Here is a 20,263-nt window from a genome sequence, read left to right as displayed (position 1 = left end):
GAAGACAACAAAATCTTCAGGCTAATAGAAATGCAGCTTTCAAGTGCTGCCTAATAGACATGGGAAATGTCAGTTAACTAATTAGAGTGTTTTTTAAGAACCAGGTTGCGTCAATTAACGTTTAACATTCTCCAATGTGATTGTTTTTGTGATATCAGAAAGTTATTTTTGGATGGATTTTATTTAATATTTTAAGGAGAGGGATACATGAAGCAATTTGCTTTATTACTTGTTTGGGTGCTTGCTGTGCAACAGATTATAGTTGCACAAAAAACAGATACTGAGCGATTCGTTAAACCAATGAAGATTAAGCCATCGGTTAGTGGCAGTTTTGGCGAACTACGCTCTAATCACTTTCACTCGGGATTAGATTTAACCACCAATCGTAAAACCGGTTATCGTATTTATGCATCTGACAAGGGCTATGTATCACGAATTAAGGTATCGCCATATGGTTATGGAAAAGCCATTTACATTGACCATGATGGTGGCTATACCACAGTTTATGCCCACCTCGAACGATATTCTGAACGCATTGACTCATTAATTCGAGCCAAGCAATACGAACAAAAATCGTTTGCCATAGAACTGTTTTTCAAATCGGGAGAGATTGATATTGAAAGAGGTGAAGTGATTGGCTATAGCGGAAATTCAGGAAGCTCAGGAGGTCCTCACTTACACTATGAAGTGCGCGACAAAGCCAGTCAAAAACCGATGAACCCTCTTTTTTTTCGTGATGACATTATGGATGATGTACGCCCTCAAGTTCAGGGCATGAAACTATACTGCTTGTCAGATGATGCCACCATTGGCGGAAAACGAAAAGACCATTATAGTTCAACTGTATTTTACGACCGGGCATTTCACCCCAAAGGCTCAACCATTTTTAAAGCACATGGTAAAATTGGTGTTGGTGTTCAGGTACTCGACTATTTATCCGATAGCTGGCGTAAGTGCGGTATCTCAACCATCGACTTGTATGTCAACGATTCATTGGTTTATGCTTTTAAAATCGACAAATTCAGTTTTGCAGAAACACGTTATATCAACTCTCACATTGATTATGCCGAAAAAGTCAAAAGTGGCAAAGTCATTCAGAAAAGTTTTGTTGATCCTAATAACCGATTGAGTTTATACAAAACGAAAAATGCCTACTGTGCCGATATAAAACCAGGCGATAAGAAGATATTTAAATATGTGATTGAAGATTTCAGTAAGAACCGTTCGGTACTGGCCTTTACTATAAATGGAGAAGCGCCTCCAACGCAAGCAAAAGCCAAAGACAACTCTCTGATATCTGTTAAATACAATGAAACGTTTGCCATTGACACATTGGGATTACAGTTAGAAATATCAGCTAAAACATTCTATACTGACATTAACATGCTCATCCATAAAGAGGAACGTGAAGGCATGATAGCTCCTGTTTATATCATTGGCGATAAACACATACCGCTACATCGCTCCATGACAATCAGCCTGCCAATTCCGGATAGTTTACTGAAATATGACGATAAATTGCTGGTTGCTGGTATCTCAAGTAATAGCAAAACCTATTCGGTTGGTGGTAAATTGAAAGACGACCGCCTGTCTGTCAGCACACGCGGATTTGGACGTTTTACCCTTGCCGTTGATACCATAGCACCTAGTATCAAACTACGCAAAGCACCCGAAAACAATCATTATGGCGGACGACAAACCATACAACTAATAATTAACGATACATTTAGTGGCATTAAAAGTTATGAATGTCTGATTGATGACCAATGGGCGCTTTTTGAATATGATGCCAAAAACTACCGACTAACAGGCACCTTTAAACACATGCCATTTCTTTCAAAAGGGAAGCACAATCTGAAGGTAATGGTAGAAGATAACGCCGGTAATAAATCGATAAAAGAGTTTAATTTTATTAAATAAGGATGGCGCGATTTTTGCTTATCTGCAGGCATTTTAAGCTTATTTTACATGGACATTGTTACACATATTTGGTCGCATACTCACTAACTATTGTATATTTGTTCGCATTGTTCTATTCAGATTAACCATATGTTGAAAAAAATTACCCTCATTATATTATTGCTCAGATGCTTTATTACACCCGATGTTAGTGCGCAAATAAACACCGATCGCATGCTCACAATTGGTAAAAACGCATTGTACTTCGAAGATTATGTATTAGCCATTCAATACTTTAACAAGGTTATCAAAGTCAAGCCATATTTATCTGATCCATACTTTTACAGGGGCTTAGCCAAGTATTATCTAGAAGATTACAATGGAGCTGAGATTGACTTTAACACCTGTTTAAATAAAAATCCTTTTTTGGTTGATGCCTATAATGTCAGAGGCATTATCATGAGTAAAAAGGATAACCATGAAAATGCTATTAAGGATTACTCCGAAGGCTTAGAAATTGAACCGGAAAACATTAACCTACTGATCAATAGAGGTAATAGTCATTCTGTACTAGAGAAATATGACGAAGCCATACTCGATTTTGATCGCATTATAAAAGCCAAACCATCGATGCTAAGTGCATATTTAAGCCGCGGAGCAGCCAAAACTCATGCCGGTGACTCAATTGGTGCATTGGCAGATTTTAGCAAGGTGGTTAAATTAAATCCCTACTTATCAGATGGTTTTGCCTCAAGAGGTATTTTATATTACCAGATGAAACGCTTTGAGGAAGCCCTTGAGGATTATGACAAGGTTATTGAATTAAAAAGTGATTTTGCAGGTTATTACATGACCAGGGGAGTCATTCGATATCAGCTCGATGATTTAAGAGGTACCATGAGCGATTTTGACAAAGTCATAGAATTAGATCCTAAAAACAGTCTGGCGTATAACAACAGAGGAATACTTCGTGCGCAGATTGGCGATAAAAACAGAGCCATTGAAGACTTCTCACGCGTATTAGCGCTAGAGCCTAATGACTTACTCACTTTATATAACCGAGCCCTGCTCTATCTTGATCTTGGGCAGAACAAGCAAGCACTTAATGATTTTAACATCATTGTAAGCAATTACCCAAACTTTGGTCCGGCATACTACAACCGAAGTATTGCCAAGCAAAATATGGGTGATATGAATGGTGCAAAAATCGATTACATGACAGCCGCTAAACTAGATGCTGACAAACGTAATCAGAATGACTTAGCCAGCCAGTCAGCAAGTACTGATAAAGATGAGAAGGACGATACTAAGAAGCAGAAAAAGCAAAAGGCAACGCGTAAAAAGTCTGACAAAGACATTAGAAACTACGACAAACTAGCTGTTTTAGATGACTTTGGCGAAGAAGAAAAAGAAGAGGAACGCTTTGACAACATCCGTGGTAAAGTACAAAACCGAAACATCTTTATTGACCTTGAGCCTGTGTTTGGCTTAACCTATTATTCTGGCGACACACTATTAAGTCGTCCATCATACTATGAAAAAGAGGTGGTTAGCTTTAACAGAAAAGAGCTTTATAAAAAGCCCTTAATCATTACCAACAGAGAAGTTGAGGCTGAAGGCATAAAGTATATTAGAATGATAAATGACATCACTGCTATTACTGAAGAATTGCAGGATGAAGAAACCGATCGTGAGATATTAATTACAAGAGGGGTTTTATACAGCATGGTAATGAATTATAGCAATGCCATGGCTGATTACAATGAAATATTAAAATCGGATCCCGATAATGTGGTGGCACTATTTAATCGTGCCTATACCAGGCACAAAATGGTTGAAGTGATAAAGTCACTGGAAGAAGAATCGCAAGCGCCTAATAATGTCATGCTTCAGGGACCAATCAAAGCAAAAAGCAAAGCAGCAGAGCAAGCACTTAATAAAGATGCGTCACACATCCTGGATTATGAACTCATTATCAACGACCTGAACAGAGTCATTGAGATATCTCCTGAATTTGAGTTTGCCTATTACAACCGCGCCATTGTTCAGTGCTTGAAAAAGAACTTTCTGCAAGGTGTCGAAGATTTTACACGTGCTACCGAGCTAAACCCTGAGTTTGCCGAAGCCTTCTTCAATAGAGGCTTAACATTAATATACCTGAAACAGGAAGCCAAAGGTACTGCCGACCTGAGTCAGGCTGGAGAGCTAGGAATTTATAAAGCTTATAACGTCATTAAACGCTACGGTTCTGAAGAACTATCGGGTGAAGAAAGCATAGCAGAAGTTGAGTAAATGAGTGTATTACCAGATAATTTCGACACAGATAATGCTGAATTTCAAGATGCTTTAAAATTGATTCAGCATACTAGTTCATCAGTCTTTCTGACAGGAAGGGCCGGTACTGGTAAATCAACATTTTTAAGATACATATGCCAGCATACCCACAAAAAATTTGTGGTGGTTGCCCCAACCGGCATAGCAGCCATTAATGCAGGTGGCGTAACAATTCACTCATTTTTTAAGGTGCCTTTTCGCCCCATATTGCCTGACGATCCAGACTTATCAACACATAAGAGACGAATCTTTGATTTTCTGAAATACCGGAAAGCGCACACTCAAATCATCAAAGAACTTGACTTGTTAATCATCGATGAAGTATCGATGGTAAGGGGCGATGTATTAGATTTTATCGATCGTGTACTGCGTGTTTACACCAAAAATATGAATCAACCATTTGGTGGCAAGCAGCTATTAATGGTTGGTGATGTTTTCCAGTTAGAACCGGTAGTTAAACGAGATGATTGGCAAATACTCAAACGCTTTTATCGCTCGCCTTACTTCTTCTCAGCCAGAGTTTTTAGTCAAATACCTCTGGTGCAGATAGAGCTTAAGAAAGTGTATCGACAAAATGACTCAACCTTTGTCAATCTGCTGGATCGCATTCGCCTTAAGCAAGCTGGCAATAACGACATTGCTGCCATTAATCAACGTTTCAACCCATCGTTCCAAAGCCCAATTGATGAGTTTTTTATCACCCTGGCCACTCGTCGCGATACGGTAGATTATATCAATGACAGTAAACTCGAACAACTCGAGGGTGAAGAACATGAATTTACCGGGCGTATTTCGGGAGAATTTCCAGAGTCAGGTTTACCAACACTTAAAGACTTGGTATTAAAAGAAAATGCGCAGGTCATGTTCGTTAAAAACGACATGGAAAAACGTTGGTACAACGGGAGCCTCGGGCGAGTTGAAGAAATTGATGAACATGGTATTTATGTACGCTTGCAGAATGAAGAAATTCATTTGATAGAAAAGGAAGTTTGGCGAAACATTCGTTACAAATACGATGAAAAAAACAACCGTATTATTGAGGAAGAACTCGGTTCATTCTCACAATACCCTTTGAAGCTGGCCTGGGCCATTACCGTTCATAAGAGTCAGGGATTAACATTTGATAAAGTGATGCTCGATTTTTCGGGTGGTGCCTTTGCCGGTGGTCAATTGTATGTTGCTTTATCGCGTTGCATTTCACTGGAAGGCATTGTGCTAAAAACCAAAATATCACCAAGAGACGTCATTGTTAATAACGAGGTCGTCAGTTTTTCAAAGGCGGCCAACAATAAAGTTCTTATCGAAAAAGAGCTTAATAAAGCTGAAGCACAGGATCTTTTCAGAAATGCCATGCTTGAGTTTGACAGTAATAACTTCTTTGATGCTGTTAAATCATTTGCCATTGCCAACGAAAAACGAGAGGCTCTTTCGGTTGAATCGGTGCAACGCTTAATTGCCATGAAGTTATCACGCATCAATCATCTTGAGAAGGAAGTAAAGGAGCTTAATTCAGCCATAAAACGGCAGCAGAAAAGTGTAGAAGAATTTGCCCGAGAATATTTCCTGATGGCCAATGAATGCATGGTTAAATTCAATGATAAACCATCAGCCATTGCCAACCTCAACAAAGCTCTTAAACTAAAACCTCAGTTTTTTGATGCTTTGGTTCGTAGAGCTGGCTTACATGTAGAAACTGGTGATTTGAAAAGTGCCGATAAAGATTATACTGCTGCTTTCAAGCTTAAAAAGAAATCATACAAAGTGATGTATAATCGCGGACGCACACGTCTTGAATTAAAGATGTACGAAAAAGCCTACAACGACCTGTTACAGGCTACTCGTATTAAAAAAGATAAGGCTGAAGCTTATTTCTACCTGGGTGAAGCGTGTGAAAAACTTGGCGATATGGATAAAGCACGCGAATTTAAAAACATTGCTGAACATCTGGGTTTTGAAGAGTAATAACGCATTACACAACCGAAAACGCTGAATACCCAAGGCGCTATCGAAACCTGAATTCCTCTATTCTATACTTATCAGCAAAAAGTTACTCCTTCTCTCCCATCGAGATATGCGGCATGGTTATATTATACTTAACAGCCCATAGGCGAATACCAATTATAGTGGCCACTGTAACACCCTTACATACAACATCAGGCACATTTAAGTAGTGTAGTAATAAGTATATAACAGCTCCTGTAATACAAGCTGTGGCATATATTTCTTTGTGAAATATCAGTGGTACCTCATTGGTTAAGGTATCACGTATAATGCCGCCCACCACAGCCGACGAAAGCCCCATAATAACAGCAATAGGTGCCGAAATACCAAAGGCAAGTGCTTTTTCTAAACCGATTACAGTGAACACGCCTATACCAATGGTATCAAACAGAAAGAGCGTGTTTCGTAGTTTTATAACGGCTTTTTTAAATATAATAGTGATTAATATACCTGCTAATATGATAAAGAAATAATTGTTGGATTGAATCCATGATACCGGCAGATTCCCCAACATCATATCCCTGACGGTTCCACCACCAATGGCAGTTACAAAACCAATAAAAATAGCGCCAAACCAATCAAGACGCTTTTGAGCCGCAGTCAGAGTTCCACTAATGGCAAACACCATGGTACCGACATAGTCAAAAACCAATATTAAATCCATCGAAGGCATAACATCTATTCGTAATATGGTTTTACATCAATCACATGCATACCTGCAGTTTTAGCAGCATCAATACCCAAATGACCATCTTCAAATACGAGGCATTCACCAGGTTTTACACCGATTGCCTCAGCACCTTTTAAAAACGTTTCGGGGTGAGGTTTATAGTTGTTAACATCGTCTGATGTTACAATGGCATCAAATCGGTCAATAATACCAGAAGTTTTTAATAAGAAGTCCGTGCGCTCTCTGCTGGCTCCGGTGCCAACAGCCATCGGCAATTTACCTTGATATCTATCCATCACATCAATGACCGGGTTAATCAATTTAACATTATGCAAGTTCTTCTCAACCAAATCCTCTTTTATCCGAACCAGCTCCTTTGCCGAAATATCAAGTTTATACCTTTTAATCAAGTCCTTACTTAGCTCTAATACCGGACGCCCAGTAAGCATGATAAAAAAGTCATAATCAAACTGAACACCGTAGGGAGCACAGGCTTCTGACCAGGCTACATAATGTACCGGTGTACTGTTTACCAATGTACCATCCATATCAAAAATAAGTCCTTTAATACCTTCAGGAACTACTATGGTGTTTTGCGTTGAGCTATCATTATTATTCATGGCATCATGTTTTGTGGCGCGAAAATAAGCATTCAAAATTTAAAAACTATTTTTTATCATATAACTATTCATAACTTTACCTGAACATTAGCAATGCTAATATGTTTAACCAGCAACTTTTTATTTTTAAACTTAACTCATTAAACTATGAAAGAACTTGGGTTTGAAGAGTTTGATTTACAACCTATTTATGAATGGATAATCACGAATGGCTTTAAAGTTCTTGCAGCCATTCTCATAGCTGTTATTGGATTATGGATAGTCAATAAGATTGTTAAAGGCTTTAAAAGTATTTTAACTGCCCGAAAAATAGACGAAACACTTGTACCCTTTATTGTTAGTCTGACATCAGTTACACTCAAAGTTTTACTTTTCATTAGCGTTATAACCTACCTGGGCGTCGAAATGACTTCGTTTATCGCGATTTTGGGTGCGGCAGGTTTGGCAGTTGGCATGGCACTCTCAGGTACTTTGCAGAATTTTGCCGGTGGCGTTATCCTATTAATTCTTAAACCGTTTAAAGTTGGTGATTACATCGAAGCACAAGGGCACGACGGGATTGTTAAAGAAATTCAAATATTCAATACCATTTTAACTACTTTGGACAACAAGGTGGTTATAATACCTAATGGAGGCCTCTCAACAGGAGCCTTAACCAACTATACAAAAGAACCAACCAGGCGAGTTGATTTTGTATTTGGTATTGGTTACGATGATGATATTGATAAAGCTCGTGATATCATTAAAGCTGTTGCCGAAAAGAATGAGCTAATTATGAAAGATTCCGAAATTTTTGTGGCTGTGCTTGAACATGGTGACAGTTCGGTAAATTTAGTAACACGCTTGTGGTCCAAAACTTCAGATTACTGGACTGTGTACTTTTACATGATGGAGTTTGTGAAGAAAGAGTTTGACAAACAAGGTATCACCATCCCATACCCACAGCGCGATGTACACATGTACAACGAAAAGTAAATATTAACCTAATATTATTCTGTTGATCAACAGAGCATCTAATTTTATTAATTAATTTATGAAGAAAGTTTTAATTGTTTGTTTACTGTTTAAAGCAATAACAGCAACAGGACAAACAGCAGAAAGTGATACCATTAAGCACTGGACAATTGGCGGTACCCCGTCGTTTACCTTTAGTCAGGTTTCATTAACCAACTGGGCTGCCGGAGGTAAAAACTCAATGGCTGGTACTTTTTTACTCAATATGCATTTTAATTACAGTAAAGAACGTGTTAACTGGGAAAACCTGTTTGATTTAGGTTATGGCCTTACCAAACAAGGTAGCGACAACATGATAAAAACAGAAGATAAGTTGTACTTCACATCTAAGCTGGGATACGGAATTGGTGAACAAAAACACTGGTTTTATACGGCTTTGTTGGATTTTAAGACACAATTTGACGTTGGTTATAACGATCCACCTGAAAACACACTTAAACTATCTGAGTTTATGTCGCCGGCTTACCTTAATTTTTCAATAGGTATCGACTACAAACCCAACGATAACTTCTCGCTTTATATGTCGCCATTAACAAATAAAACAACATTTGTTTTGGATGATAAACTTTCTGGAGATGGCGCATTTGGCGTTGAACCAGGCGAAAACACACGTGAGGAGTATGGTGCATCCATCAAAGTATTGGCCAAAAAAAGCAATCTCATAAAGAATGTTGACATTAATACGCGTTTAGATTTATTCTCTAACCTTAACGGGATTCAGAATGCTAAAAATGTAGACGTCGACTGGGAATTGGCCTTCAACATGAAAGTCAATGATTTCCTAAGTGCAATAGCATCATTTAACCTCATATACGACGATGATATAAAATATATAAATGAAGCTGGAGAAACAGAAGGGGCTCGTGCCCAATTTAAACAACTCTTTGGCTTCGGAATAAGCTACAAGTTCGGACGGTAACTTTTACTAATCGGAAAGAAGCCCTGATTACCTTGTAATCGGGGCTTTTATTTGCGCAATGGTTTTAATAAATACTCCAAACCATTCAATTTTATCTCATACAATGTATGTAACAGCATTCCCAATTTTCCTTCCGGGAAACCTTTGTTATGATACCAAACCAAATATGGTTCAGGCAAGTCACAAAGAATTCGTCCTTTATACTTTCCAAAAGGCATGCGCATACTCGTTAATAATTCTAATAATTCCGGGTTCATACATTTACTTTGCCAGCGAAAGTATACTTTTAAAATTGAGTTAGCAATAAAAAGCATACTACTGCCTTACTTTTCATGCATTATGTTGCATAGTATAGTATTTACTATTACCTTAAAAGCTTATTAACAACTTAATTAATCTGCGTATCATTACTGATACTTTTTAAACCTAAATGTATGAAACATATCACATTGCTGGCAACCTTACTGGTTGCTTCATTCATTACCTCAACAGCACAAGTTGATCTCACCTATCAAGAACCTTCTGAAGAAATAATGAAGTTAGCCGATGTACCAATGCCTCCTGGTACTGTTATTAATGATGACGGTTCAATCATTTTACTTTTATACCGTAATCAATACAAAAGCATTGACGAATTATCTGAAAAAGAGATAAAATTGGCTGGTATTCGGACCAACCCAATCACAAATATTTCATCGCGCACGAGGTTTTACAACAATGTTAAACTCCTTAAAGCGAAAGGCGATATTGTTGAGATAAAAGGGATGCCTCAAGAAGCACGATTATCGAATTTTTCGTGGTCGCCCGATCAAAGTCGAATGGCCTTTACAAATACTGTTAGCAAAGGTACTGAGCTTTGGTTCATCGATATAGAGTCAGGCTTAGCCAATAAATTAAGTGAACCCACATTAAATGGTAACCTTGGCAGTCCAATAAAGTGGATGAAAAATAACAAGGAGCTGCTTGTAAAGATGATACCTAAAAATCGAGCCGCATTAGTAGATAAAACAGATGCTATTCCTAGCGGCCCGATTGTATCGGTAAACGAAGGTCAAAAAGCACAAAACCGTACTTATCAGGATTTGTTAAAGGATAAAGTCGATGAAGAAAACTTTATCAAACTGGCTGAGTCAGAGCTAAAAATCATTTCAGTTGATGGTACTGTTAATGACTGGGCACCTAAAGCCATTTACCGAAACATTAACTTTTCTCCTGATGGCAATTACGCAATTGTTTCAATTGTGAGCCAGCCTTTCTCGTACCTGGTACCATACAGGCGTTTCCCAACTGAATATGCTTTAATGGACAAGAGTGGTAAGAAACTGAAAACCATAGAAAATGTACCACTCATTGAAGAATTACCTAAAGGTTTTATGTCAGAGCGACTTGGCAAACGTAACATTAGCTGGCGTTCCGATAAACCTTCGACTTTATATTGGGCCGAAGTTCTTGACAAAGGAGATCCGGAAGTAAAAGCAGACTACCGCGATGAAGTATTTGAATGGCCAGCTCCATTTGATGGCGAAGCCAAATCTATATTTAAATCCATTAATCGCTTTTCTGGCATTACATGGGGTAATGACAATACAGCTATGGCCTACGACTATTGGTGGAATACTCGAAATACAAAGACCTACTTATTTAATCCTTCTGACGCATCGCAGGAACCAGAAGTTTTGAACGATCGTAACTACCAGGATCGCTATAGTGACCCAGGTGATTTTATCACAGAGCGTAATGAATACAAGCGAAACGTTTTGGTAATTGATAAAGGTAATGTTTATCTCAAGGGTGATGGATATTCAAAAGAAGGGCAAAAGCCATTTATCGATAAGATGAATCTTTCAACGAAAAAAACGGTGCGCTTATATCAAGCTGATAATAAGAATAAGCTTGAAACCTTTTCTAAAATTATTGACATCAGAAAGGGAAAAGTCATAACAAGGATTCAATCGCCAACTGACTATCCGAATTATTACCTGAGAAATATTAAGTCGCGTAAAGCACCTCGTCCGGTTACTCAGTTTGAAAATCCATTTAAAAGCTTATCGGGTGTTTATAAAGAGTTAGTTAAGTACACTCGCGAAGATGGCTTACCACTCTCTGGCTCTTTGTATCTGCCAGCCGGATATGACCTAAATAGCAAAGAGCGCCTGCCACTTATCATGTGGGCATATCCAACTGAATATAAAGATAAACAAAGCGCAGGTCAGGTCACAAGTTCAGCTAACGAGTTTATTTATCCATGGTATGGGTCACCTGTTTATTGGGTTATGAAAGGCTACGCCGTGCTTGATGATGCTGCCTTCCCAATTGTGGGCGAAGGAGATGAAGAACCTAACGATACTTTTGTCCCACAACTGGTGGCCAACGCCAAAGCCGCGATCGACTTCCTTGATAACAAAGGATATATCGATCCTGCGCGTGTAGCTGTAGGCGGTCATTCATATGGAGCTTTTATGACAGCTAACCTACTTACTCATTCTGATTTATTTGCTGCAGGAATTGCACGTAGTGGTGCTTATAACCGTACATTAACACCGTTTGGTTTTCAGAGTGAAGAACGTAACTACTGGGAAGCACCTGGTATTTACAATACCATGTCGCCGTTTATGAATTCACACAAAATGAAACACCCGTTATTACTTATTCATGGCGTAGAAGACAATAATTCAGGCACATACACCATGCAAAGCGAACGTTACTTTAACGCTTTAAAAGGACTTGGCGCAACTGTTCGTCTGGTACTATTACCGTCGGAGAGTCACGGATACCGGGCACGCGAGTCAGTATTACATATGCTTTGGGAACAAGACCAATGGCTTGACAAATACGTAAAGAATAAGAAGTAGATACCTTAAGAGCTGCTGCAAAACGGCAGCTCTTAATTTAAAAACATTCAGCATGCAACTTTCGAAACTCAACCTTCAGGATGTAAAAAAACAGCAATTTGATTTAGCTATATTACCATGGGGAGCCACCGAGGCTCACAATTACCATTTACCATATGGCACTGATAACTTTCAAAATGGTGTTATCATTAATCAGGCTGCTCAATTAGCCAATAACAAAGGTGTTAATGTTCTAGTCCTGCCTGAGATTTCGTATGGTGTTAACACCGGGCAAACCGATATACCATTTGTTATTAATATGTTGCCAAGCACCCAACATGCCATTATTAAGGATGTGGCTACATCTGTATTTATGCAATGTAACAAACTACTGATTTTCAACGGACATGGCGGCAATGACTTTAAAACAATAATTCGCGAGTTAGGCTTACAATTTCCAAATAAGAAAATAGTATGCTGTAATTGGTTTCAGGCATTGGATGCCACCAAATACTTTACTCAACCAGGCGACCATGCCGATGAAGTAGAAACCAGCTTGATGATGTACTTATACCCAGAACTAGTTCGCCCCTTATCAGAAGCTGGTAATGGTCAGTGTAAATTGTTTAAAGTGAATGGACTCAATCAAAATTGGGCCTGGGCAGAGCGTGAATGGACTAAAATAAGCAATGATACTGGCGTGGGAAACCCATCCAAATCCTCTGCCGAAAAAGGCGAACGCTTTTTCAATGATTTATGCCAGGTGATCAGTCAGTTTTTAGTTGAGCTAGCCAAAACACCTTTGGATGATTTTTACAGCTACCGATAAGATTGATGATTTTGGTTTAATGATGTTAGAGTTGAAGATTATTATAGAATATCCGACTCCAGGTTCACCATCATAACTCATCAATCATACATCCAGTATCGTTTTATACCAATTTTATTTTGGAATGAGCTTTAATTTTTTCGAATATCTTTTGCTTAGGCAAGGCGAAAAATTGAGGCATAGCCTTAGCTACGGCGATATTTTTCAACGAAGCATAGGTGAAAAAGAACGAAAAAACAAGGCTCACTTCAATGTAATATTGGTATTATTCCTCATACTCAAAAAAGAGCTTATAGAATTTCAACCCTCGTTCATTATCAAATCCCTTTTCCATGTACTGGCGTTTGCCATGCACATAAACATGGAAATTTTTATCAAGCTTCAGCACGGATTTAAAATGCTTTTTCTCTGATTTAACAGCATCCTTTGAAATGTCAAATCCATCTTGAAGTGGCATACTCTTTTCTGATTCAAAAAAGCTTTTGTAATCCTGAAAAGCATCTACAACTTCTGGTTGGCGAATCACTTCTTTCTCAAATTCTTTTTCGTCAAAAGCGGCATGCTTATTAAAGTACTCCATTGAACGATTCAGCATGTCTACCTGGTCAGGACGCTCCACATCATTTTCCTCATTAAACACCTCGCCCACAAACCCTTTACACATCTGCAAATAGTTATTGGTAAAGTAGTAGTTGTCTTCCCGTGGTTTTAAACCAAGAAAATCATCTTTCCAAAAATGTGCTTCATTACCTTTATTAATATTATCTACTGAACAAATTTTATAGCCCATATCTTTTTCGGTATTAAATACCAAACAGCCTTTATCAAGCTTTTTAATATTAATCCCTTCCTGAGCACCTAATTCAAAATTGTTATCCTTCAGCATCACTTTCAAGAAGGTATCCTTATTTTCTGATTTGAATATACCTAAGGCATCAACAATCTCACCATCAACCACACAGTTATTAAACAGCACCATGTAGAACTCTCCGCCTTTAATTTTAGGATGATTCGACTGTTCGTATAAATGATTGGCAATGGCAATTGAGTTATCGTAAAATTGGGCAGGACTACTAAATATACCATCAACCAAACCAAACATTAGGTTTTTATCAATGCCATCTTTATGATGAAAATTAAAATACGCTTCAGTTTTAAATGGTTTAAAAAAATATTGCTTTAACACATCAATCACCATTTCATCATCGTGTAATTGTAACTCTCCCTTCGAGAACCTTAATTCTTCGGCTTCTGCCCTACATCCAATCTGGTGAACTACTATATTTTGAATGGTCGTTTGTGTAAAATCAATCATCTCATTTAAATTTTATTTTCATCGCCAAAAATTCGGCTTACGAAAATAACATTTTTCCCTCAATCGTATTCTTTATTATTTGCTTTATTGTTAATAGCGTCCTAAACGTTTTATTCCATTCCTCGAAACGACTTGTTACGAAAGGGCCTCATCTGGTGAGCCATTAAACAAGGTTGTTTGACACTTAAAAATCGTTTTCTGTGTGAGCGAAGCGAGTTTAAACGATTTCAGTCAAAGAACTATAGTTTTATGAGTGAAGCAGGTGCAGTCTTGATGCTTTTTCCTTAGGTTTTGTCATCAAGAACATCGTAACGATAAAGAATTGAATATTCTTAATCGTTTCAGTTTTAAGTCGGGTTTGGGCTGAAAGCCCAATTGGTAATAATAATTAGGATAATATTGGTTTATTGTTTATACACCATTATCAATTGCTCATAAAAAAACAGCTGCATTAACCTGGTTAATGCAGCTGCTACCATCCATGAGAAGTTAATCTTAGCTAACTCTACAGTTGTTAGCATACCATGATACCGAGTGCTCAGCCCCGGCAATCAATTCTTGTAATATTTTCTTATCGTCCCACTTACTTTCAAAACTACATGACTGATCTAAAGCTTTTGAAAGCAATAACCACTCTTCTACCATAGGCTGTGTCAATTGCCCTTCAAATTCCCTTAGTACTTCCAGGCAACACTTTTCAATCATATGTATCTTTGGTTCTTCACGCTGTAACGAACAACGTGTGGTGTACAAATGATCGCCTACGCGAATAAATTCATTCTCATCTAATAAAACGGTAAACGTAAAACTGACTTGTGACATCGTAATCCTCCTTTTAGTTTAGGTACACTACAAATTACAATATCAAGCTAATGAAGTAAAGTGTAGAATTCAGATAATCATCAATTTATCTTCATTCTAAATAGATAAATAATTCTTTATTTACTTCAATACCCTGCGTTTTAAATCGTTTCCAATAAATCTTTTTACTTTTATAAGCCAAAGTTCAAATGATGAAGCAAATATATCTTTCAATAATATTAAGTTCTTTTATATTCACATTACAAGCCCAGTATTATAGTTCAGGTGCCGACCCAGCTAATATTAAATGGCAACAAGTTAACTCCGACGTTTTTAAAGTCGTTTACCCTGAAGAAATAGAAGCTGAGGCGAAACGCTTTATTGCCATGCTGGATTCATTATACGAATATGGCGGACACACACTGGCACACACACCCAAACCCATTAAGGTTATTATGCACGCTCATTCGGCCTATTCGAATGGTTTTGTTTCATGGGCCCCCAAGCGTATGGAGATATACCCTACCCCGCATCAGGATATGTTTGCTCAGGATTGGCTCGAACAACTGGCAATACATGAATTCAGACATGTGGTTCAAATTGACAAGCTCAATAAAGGTTTCACTAAGATTTTAACAATTCCATTTGGTCAGCAAGCTATTGGTGCTGTTTTAGGATTGTATGCACCACTGTGGTTTTTAGAGGGTGATGCTGTTCTGACTGAAACCACATTAAGCGAAAGCGGTCGTGGCCGACGTCCATCGATTGAACAAGAAATACGTGCGCAAGTTATTGAGAAACAAATCTACCATTACGACAAAGCCTACTTTGGCTCCTACAAAGATTATGTGCCGAATCATTACAACATGGGGTATCTGTTAACAGCTGGCGCACGCCATTCATTCGGATCCAATGTTTGGGAACGTGCCCTTGATGAAGCAGCACGTAAACCCTGGTCAATCACGCCATTTAACAGGGGTATTAAACAAGTAACCGGTAAAAATAAAGTGCCATTATACAACGAAGTTTTTAAGGATTGGCATCAGCGTTGGTTAGACACCAACGACTCCCTTTCATTGACAAAACAGAGTAACATTACACAACGAGATACACGGTATAAAAACTACCGATATCCAACAGCTATAGATGATACACATATCATTGCAGAAGTAAATGGCGTAGGTGAGCTCAATCACTTTGTAAAGATAAATACCAAAACTAAAGAAGAGGAGAAAATTCTAATCACCGGCAGCAGAGCTCGCGAACCCTTTTCTTATGCTGACAACAAGATCGTTTGGACAGAGCTGGAGCAACATCCGCGCTGGGAGAATCAGATATTCTCTGTAATCAGACTATTTGACCTCACTACGGGCAAACAAAAGAAATTAAGCTATAACAGTCGATATAAAGCACCGGCGATTTCTTCTGATGGTAAAACGATAGCGGTAACGCACACCTCACTCAGCAACCAGCATAGTATTCATCTTTTAAATGTTAATGATGGTACGCTTATTAAAGAGATTGCCATACCTGACAACGCCTACCCTTTATCACCATCATGGGATTTGAATGGTGAAGCAGTAACCATGGTGTTATTAACGAAAGCTGGTAAACAAATCGTTACCCTTTCGCCTAAAACCGACGAGTGGAGTGAGATTACAAAGCCCGATTGTATAGAAATCCGCTTTCCTAAATTCATCGATGAACATATCTATTTTGCAGGCTCTTATAGTGGTATTGAGAATATTTATCGCGTTAACATCAATGGAAATAACCTGGAGAAGGTCACCGAATCGCAGTTTGGTGCAGCTTACACAACCCTATCTGACAATCAATTAATTTACCAAAACTATACATCTGATGGCTACATGCTTGTTTCAAAAGAAATAAGGAACATTCAAACAATGCCCTGGAAGATAAAACCCTTACCGATTGAACCTTACATTAACAAACTACAAGAAGATGAAAAAGGTTTGCCAAATTTAAAGGATGTATCAACCAAAGGGTATCAGGCAAAAAAATACTCAAAATGGAACTTATTTAACTTTCATAGCTGGGCACCTGCATTTGTCAATGTTAATGAAGCTACGATAACCCCAGGAGCCAGCATTATGTCACAAAACCTGCTGGGCACAACCTTTATTACTGCCGGATACAATGCTGACCAACAATATTCGCGCGAAAAGTTTAACCTTAAATTATCTTACCAGGCATGGTGGCCGGTATTTGATTTGGAATTAAAGGCTGGTAATGAAACAATAGAAGGCAGCTACACCAATGAAACAAATTGGTACGAAAATGTAATCGATGCTAAACCCAATCATTATCTTGTAGATTTTAAAATGAAATTACCTTTAAACTATAGCAGAGGTAAATATATTAGAAGCATACAACCTTCAGCAGGAATAAGCTATCAAAAATCTGAGGATTTTAATTATGAGCGTAATTATTTTAAACTGGATGAAAATGGAATACCTATTAAAGAAAATGAGGAATACGTCATCGATTATAGCGAAACCATAACCTATGAAGGCATTGATATCAAATCAACGAACTACAGCTTTTTCGCCTATAATTTATTACGTTCAACACAACGCGATGTTGCTAGCCGATGGGGACAAGTACTCGAGCTTAGCTATCGAAACACACCGTTTGGTGGTTGGGACTACGGAAGCATATTGGGCATTCACTCAAGACTTTACTTCCCGGGCATTGGACGTCACCACGCCATTCGCATTGATAACGACTGGCATTTCAAAGAAAAAGGTGAGATACACAAAAGTGGAGAAACTTACAATCATCACCTCATATTTAGTGATTATGTGCGCTTTCCACGTGGTGTTAATGGCATTGTAAATGATGATTTATACTCATTTAAAGGCGACTACATGATGCCTTTGCTTAGCCCAGATTTTAACATTCCCGGCCTTGTGTATTTAAAACGTATCACTACAAATTTATTTTACGATTTTTCGCAAGCAACCCAAAGACTGCAATATACTGAGACCAAGGATTGGATAACGAACAAATACAATTTTAGTTCTTTAGGTACGGAAATAAGGGGCGAACTACATCCGTTCCGATTTGTTTTTCCCATCAGCTTGGGTTATCGATATGCTTATCTGCCCGAATCTAAAGAACATTATCACGAAGTACTATTTTCGATGGGATTATCGGGTATAATTGTGGGCAACAAATAAAAGGAACTAAGAGAACACGTATCATACACACGCTACGTTATCGTAAAAAATCTTAAAAGTTGTATACAAAGAGCTGACTTACCGAACCTTTGCATTAATCTTGCGTAATAAAAAACCGGGACCAGGAGACAAGCTTAGTAGTAACGAAAGAATTACGAATGAAATATAGTTTGGGAGCATTTGTGGGGTTTGTGATTTTTACGATAATAATTGACTTTTTATTGCATCGCTTAATTCATTCTGATGACGATAAGCGTTACAATCACTTTTCCTTTCCGTTCGGAACATTTTGGTTTTACAGCATTCCAACCTTCTTTATATTATCCTTTTCAACCATTTTTGCGATAATAAAAACAACCAATCAGGCCTTTACTTATGTCGTATTTCAATGGCTATTGGTTAGTTATCTGGCCATTTACCTACCAAAATTCTTTTATTACCTGGCCTACAAACTCACGCATAAAGCCATTAAAGTTAAACGTAAGTTTGAGAGTAATGGTAAAATTAAAAAGATGAATGAGGGCCGTTACCCGAGCATCTCAAGAAAGAAGTTTTTAAGTCAGGTAGGTATAGTAGTGGCTTCGGCACCCTTTATATCTCTTCTATTTGGTGTGATAAAAGGGCGTTTTGCATTTAGCAAGCGCTATAGTAAATTATCGTTTCCGAACTTACCAGAAGCCTTTGATGGAATTAAGATTGTACAAATATCTGATTTACACCTGGGTAGCCTAAATTCCAATTACAAAGAAATGGAAGAAGCGGTACGACTCATAAACGATGAGCATCCCGACTTAATTTGTTTTACAGGTGACCTGGTCAATAATTTCTATGAGGAAACCATTGGATGGGAAAAGGTGTTTTCGAAATTAAAGGCAAGTATTGGTAAGTTCTCGATATTGGGCAACCACGATTATGGCGATTACTCAAAATGGCCAACACCTCAAGATAAAGATGATAACTTAAATAAGATAAAAGCCGCCCACGGCCGATTAGGTTTTAAATTATTAAACAATCAAAATCAGACTTTAGAAATAAACGGTGATAAAATTGCAGTTACCGGAGTTGAGAACTGGGGACATCCTCCATTTCCTCAATATGGCGATTTAAAAGAAGCTTCGAAAGGCACTGACGACATTCCTTTTAAATTACTTTTATCACACGACCCTGACCATTGGGATGCAGAAGTTAAGACTGATTACAATTACGATTTAACCTTATCGGGACACACGCATGGCATGCAGTTTGGCATAGAGTTCAGAAATTTCCAATGGAGCCCGGCCAAGTACAAATTTCGTCGTTGGGCAGGACTATACAATGAAGGCAATAAGTACCTGTATGTCAATAGAGGTTTGGGTTATTTAGGAATGCCTGCACGCGTTGGGATGCCGCCTGAAATTACTATAATTGAATTAACACGAGGCCCTATCAGCAGCGAACCTATGTAAAGCACTGCTACGTTATTAAAACAGTTACTTTGTCGTTTCTCCGTCATACATCTTTGTAAAGATTGAATCAACAGGTTCCCATAACTCAATTTTATTGTTTTCAGGATCGAGAATGTGTACAAATTTCCCATACTCATAGGTCTCTATCTCATCACATACCGAAACGCCTTCTTGCTTTAACTCTTCTACTAGAGCTTCAATATTCTCCACTCTGAAATTAACCATAAACGGCTTGTCCGATGGATCAAAATACTTTGTTTCCTCTTCCATGGGACTCCACTGGGCATATGCTTTCTTTTCAGGTTTATCGTATAGGCCTCCGCAATGACGTATAGTTTGTTATGATAAAACTTTGAAGTTTTGTATCCATATTTTCAATAAAAAG

15 protein-coding genes are annotated in these 20,263 nt (G+C 38.1%); 9 read left to right on the top strand and 6 right to left on the bottom strand.

Features of this window, described 5'->3' with window-relative positions:
- The first annotated feature begins 207 nt into the window (after window positions 1-207).
- The 3 genes from JIV24_RS19470 (at window position 208) to JIV24_RS19460 (ending at window position 6,195) form a co-directional block, all read left to right on the top strand.
- Window positions 208-1,920, top strand: coding sequence for a M23 family metallopeptidase (locus tag JIV24_RS19470; protein WP_200466756.1), 1,713 nt, complete (start codon window positions 208-210; stop codon window positions 1,918-1,920).
- A 213-nt stretch (window positions 1,921-2,133) separates the two neighbouring features.
- On the top strand, window positions 2,134-4,191 hold the full coding sequence (locus JIV24_RS19465) for a tetratricopeptide repeat protein (protein ID WP_200466755.1): 2,058 nt from the start codon (window positions 2,134-2,136) through the stop codon (window positions 4,189-4,191).
- Window positions 4,192-6,195, top strand: a complete 2,004-nt coding sequence (locus JIV24_RS19460) for an AAA family ATPase (RefSeq protein ID WP_200466754.1) — start codon at window positions 4,192-4,194, stop codon at window positions 6,193-6,195.
- Between the two features lie 85 nt (window positions 6,196-6,280).
- Here JIV24_RS19460 and JIV24_RS19455 read toward each other — a convergent pair whose 3' ends face one another.
- Window positions 6,281-6,898 (bottom strand): trimeric intracellular cation channel family protein, encoded by a 618-nt coding sequence (locus JIV24_RS19455; RefSeq protein WP_200466753.1) that lies wholly within the window; start codon window positions 6,896-6,898, stop codon window positions 6,281-6,283.
- Window positions 6,899-6,912: 14 nt separating this feature from the next.
- A complete protein-coding gene (locus tag JIV24_RS19450; protein WP_200466752.1) occupies window positions 6,913-7,524 on the bottom strand; it encodes an HAD family hydrolase in 612 nt (203 codons plus the stop codon).
- 147 nt (window positions 7,525-7,671) lie between these two features.
- On the opposite strand from JIV24_RS19450, the gene JIV24_RS19445 reads away from it, so the two are divergent.
- Together JIV24_RS19445 and JIV24_RS19440 are read left to right on the top strand one after the other, a co-directional pair.
- Window positions 7,672-8,499 (top strand): mechanosensitive ion channel family protein, encoded by an 828-nt coding sequence (locus JIV24_RS19445; protein ID WP_200466751.1) that lies wholly within the window; start codon window positions 7,672-7,674, stop codon window positions 8,497-8,499.
- 58 nt (window positions 8,500-8,557) lie between these two features.
- Window positions 8,558-9,457 carry a DUF3078 domain-containing protein gene (locus tag JIV24_RS19440; protein WP_200466750.1) on the top strand — a complete coding sequence of 300 codons (900 nt, stop codon included), beginning with the start codon at window positions 8,558-8,560 and terminating at the stop codon, window positions 9,455-9,457.
- 47 nt (window positions 9,458-9,504) lie between these two features.
- Here the strand turns inward: JIV24_RS19440 and JIV24_RS19435 are convergent, their stop codons facing one another.
- The gene (locus tag JIV24_RS19435) at window positions 9,505-9,714 is read right to left on the bottom strand and encodes a DUF3820 family protein (protein ID WP_200466749.1); all 210 of its coding nucleotides are present in this window, start codon (window positions 9,712-9,714) and stop codon (window positions 9,505-9,507) included.
- 177 nt (window positions 9,715-9,891) lie between these two features.
- Here JIV24_RS19435 and JIV24_RS19430 point away from each other — a divergent pair, with 177 nt between their 5' ends.
- Together JIV24_RS19430 and JIV24_RS19425 are read left to right on the top strand one after the other, a co-directional pair.
- Window positions 9,892-12,309: an alpha/beta hydrolase family protein gene (locus JIV24_RS19430; RefSeq protein ID WP_200466748.1), complete on the top strand. Its 2,418-nt coding sequence runs from the start codon at window positions 9,892-9,894 to the stop codon at window positions 12,307-12,309.
- A gap of 52 nt (window positions 12,310-12,361) precedes the next feature.
- Window positions 12,362-13,117 carry a creatininase family protein gene (locus tag JIV24_RS19425; RefSeq protein ID WP_200466747.1) on the top strand — a complete coding sequence of 252 codons (756 nt, stop codon included), beginning with the start codon at window positions 12,362-12,364 and terminating at the stop codon, window positions 13,115-13,117.
- 265 nt (window positions 13,118-13,382) lie between these two features.
- On the opposite strand, the gene JIV24_RS19420 is transcribed toward JIV24_RS19425, so the two are convergent.
- On the bottom strand, window positions 13,383-14,432 hold the full coding sequence (locus JIV24_RS19420; RefSeq protein ID WP_200466746.1) for a nucleoid-associated protein: 1,050 nt from the start codon (window positions 14,430-14,432) through the stop codon (window positions 13,383-13,385).
- Between the two features lie 495 nt (window positions 14,433-14,927).
- Complete coding sequence (locus tag JIV24_RS19415; protein WP_200466745.1) at window positions 14,928-15,254, bottom strand: hypothetical protein; 327 nt, start codon at window positions 15,252-15,254, stop codon at window positions 14,928-14,930.
- Between the two features lie 191 nt (window positions 15,255-15,445).
- On the opposite strand from JIV24_RS19415, the gene JIV24_RS19410 reads away from it, so the two are divergent.
- Both JIV24_RS19410 and JIV24_RS19405 read left to right on the top strand, forming a co-directional pair.
- Window positions 15,446-18,433, top strand: coding sequence for a TolB family protein (locus JIV24_RS19410; RefSeq protein ID WP_200466744.1), 2,988 nt, complete (start codon window positions 15,446-15,448; stop codon window positions 18,431-18,433).
- A 158-nt stretch (window positions 18,434-18,591) separates the two neighbouring features.
- Window positions 18,592-19,878 carry a metallophosphoesterase gene (locus JIV24_RS19405; protein ID WP_200466743.1) on the top strand — a complete coding sequence of 429 codons (1,287 nt, stop codon included), beginning with the start codon at window positions 18,592-18,594 and terminating at the stop codon, window positions 19,876-19,878.
- 24 nt (window positions 19,879-19,902) lie between these two features.
- On the opposite strand, the gene JIV24_RS19400 is transcribed toward JIV24_RS19405, so the two are convergent.
- Window positions 19,903-20,148 carry a VOC family protein gene (locus JIV24_RS19400; RefSeq protein WP_200466742.1) on the bottom strand — a complete coding sequence of 82 codons (246 nt, stop codon included), beginning with the start codon at window positions 20,146-20,148 and terminating at the stop codon, window positions 19,903-19,905.
- Window positions 20,149-20,263: the final 115 nt, after the last annotated feature.

The organism is Carboxylicivirga marina (genome assembly GCF_016612505.1).
Taxonomy (GTDB): Bacteria; Bacteroidota; Bacteroidia; order Bacteroidales; family Marinilabiliaceae; genus Carboxylicivirga; species Carboxylicivirga marina.
This window is presented reverse-complemented; position numbering and strand designations above follow the sequence as displayed.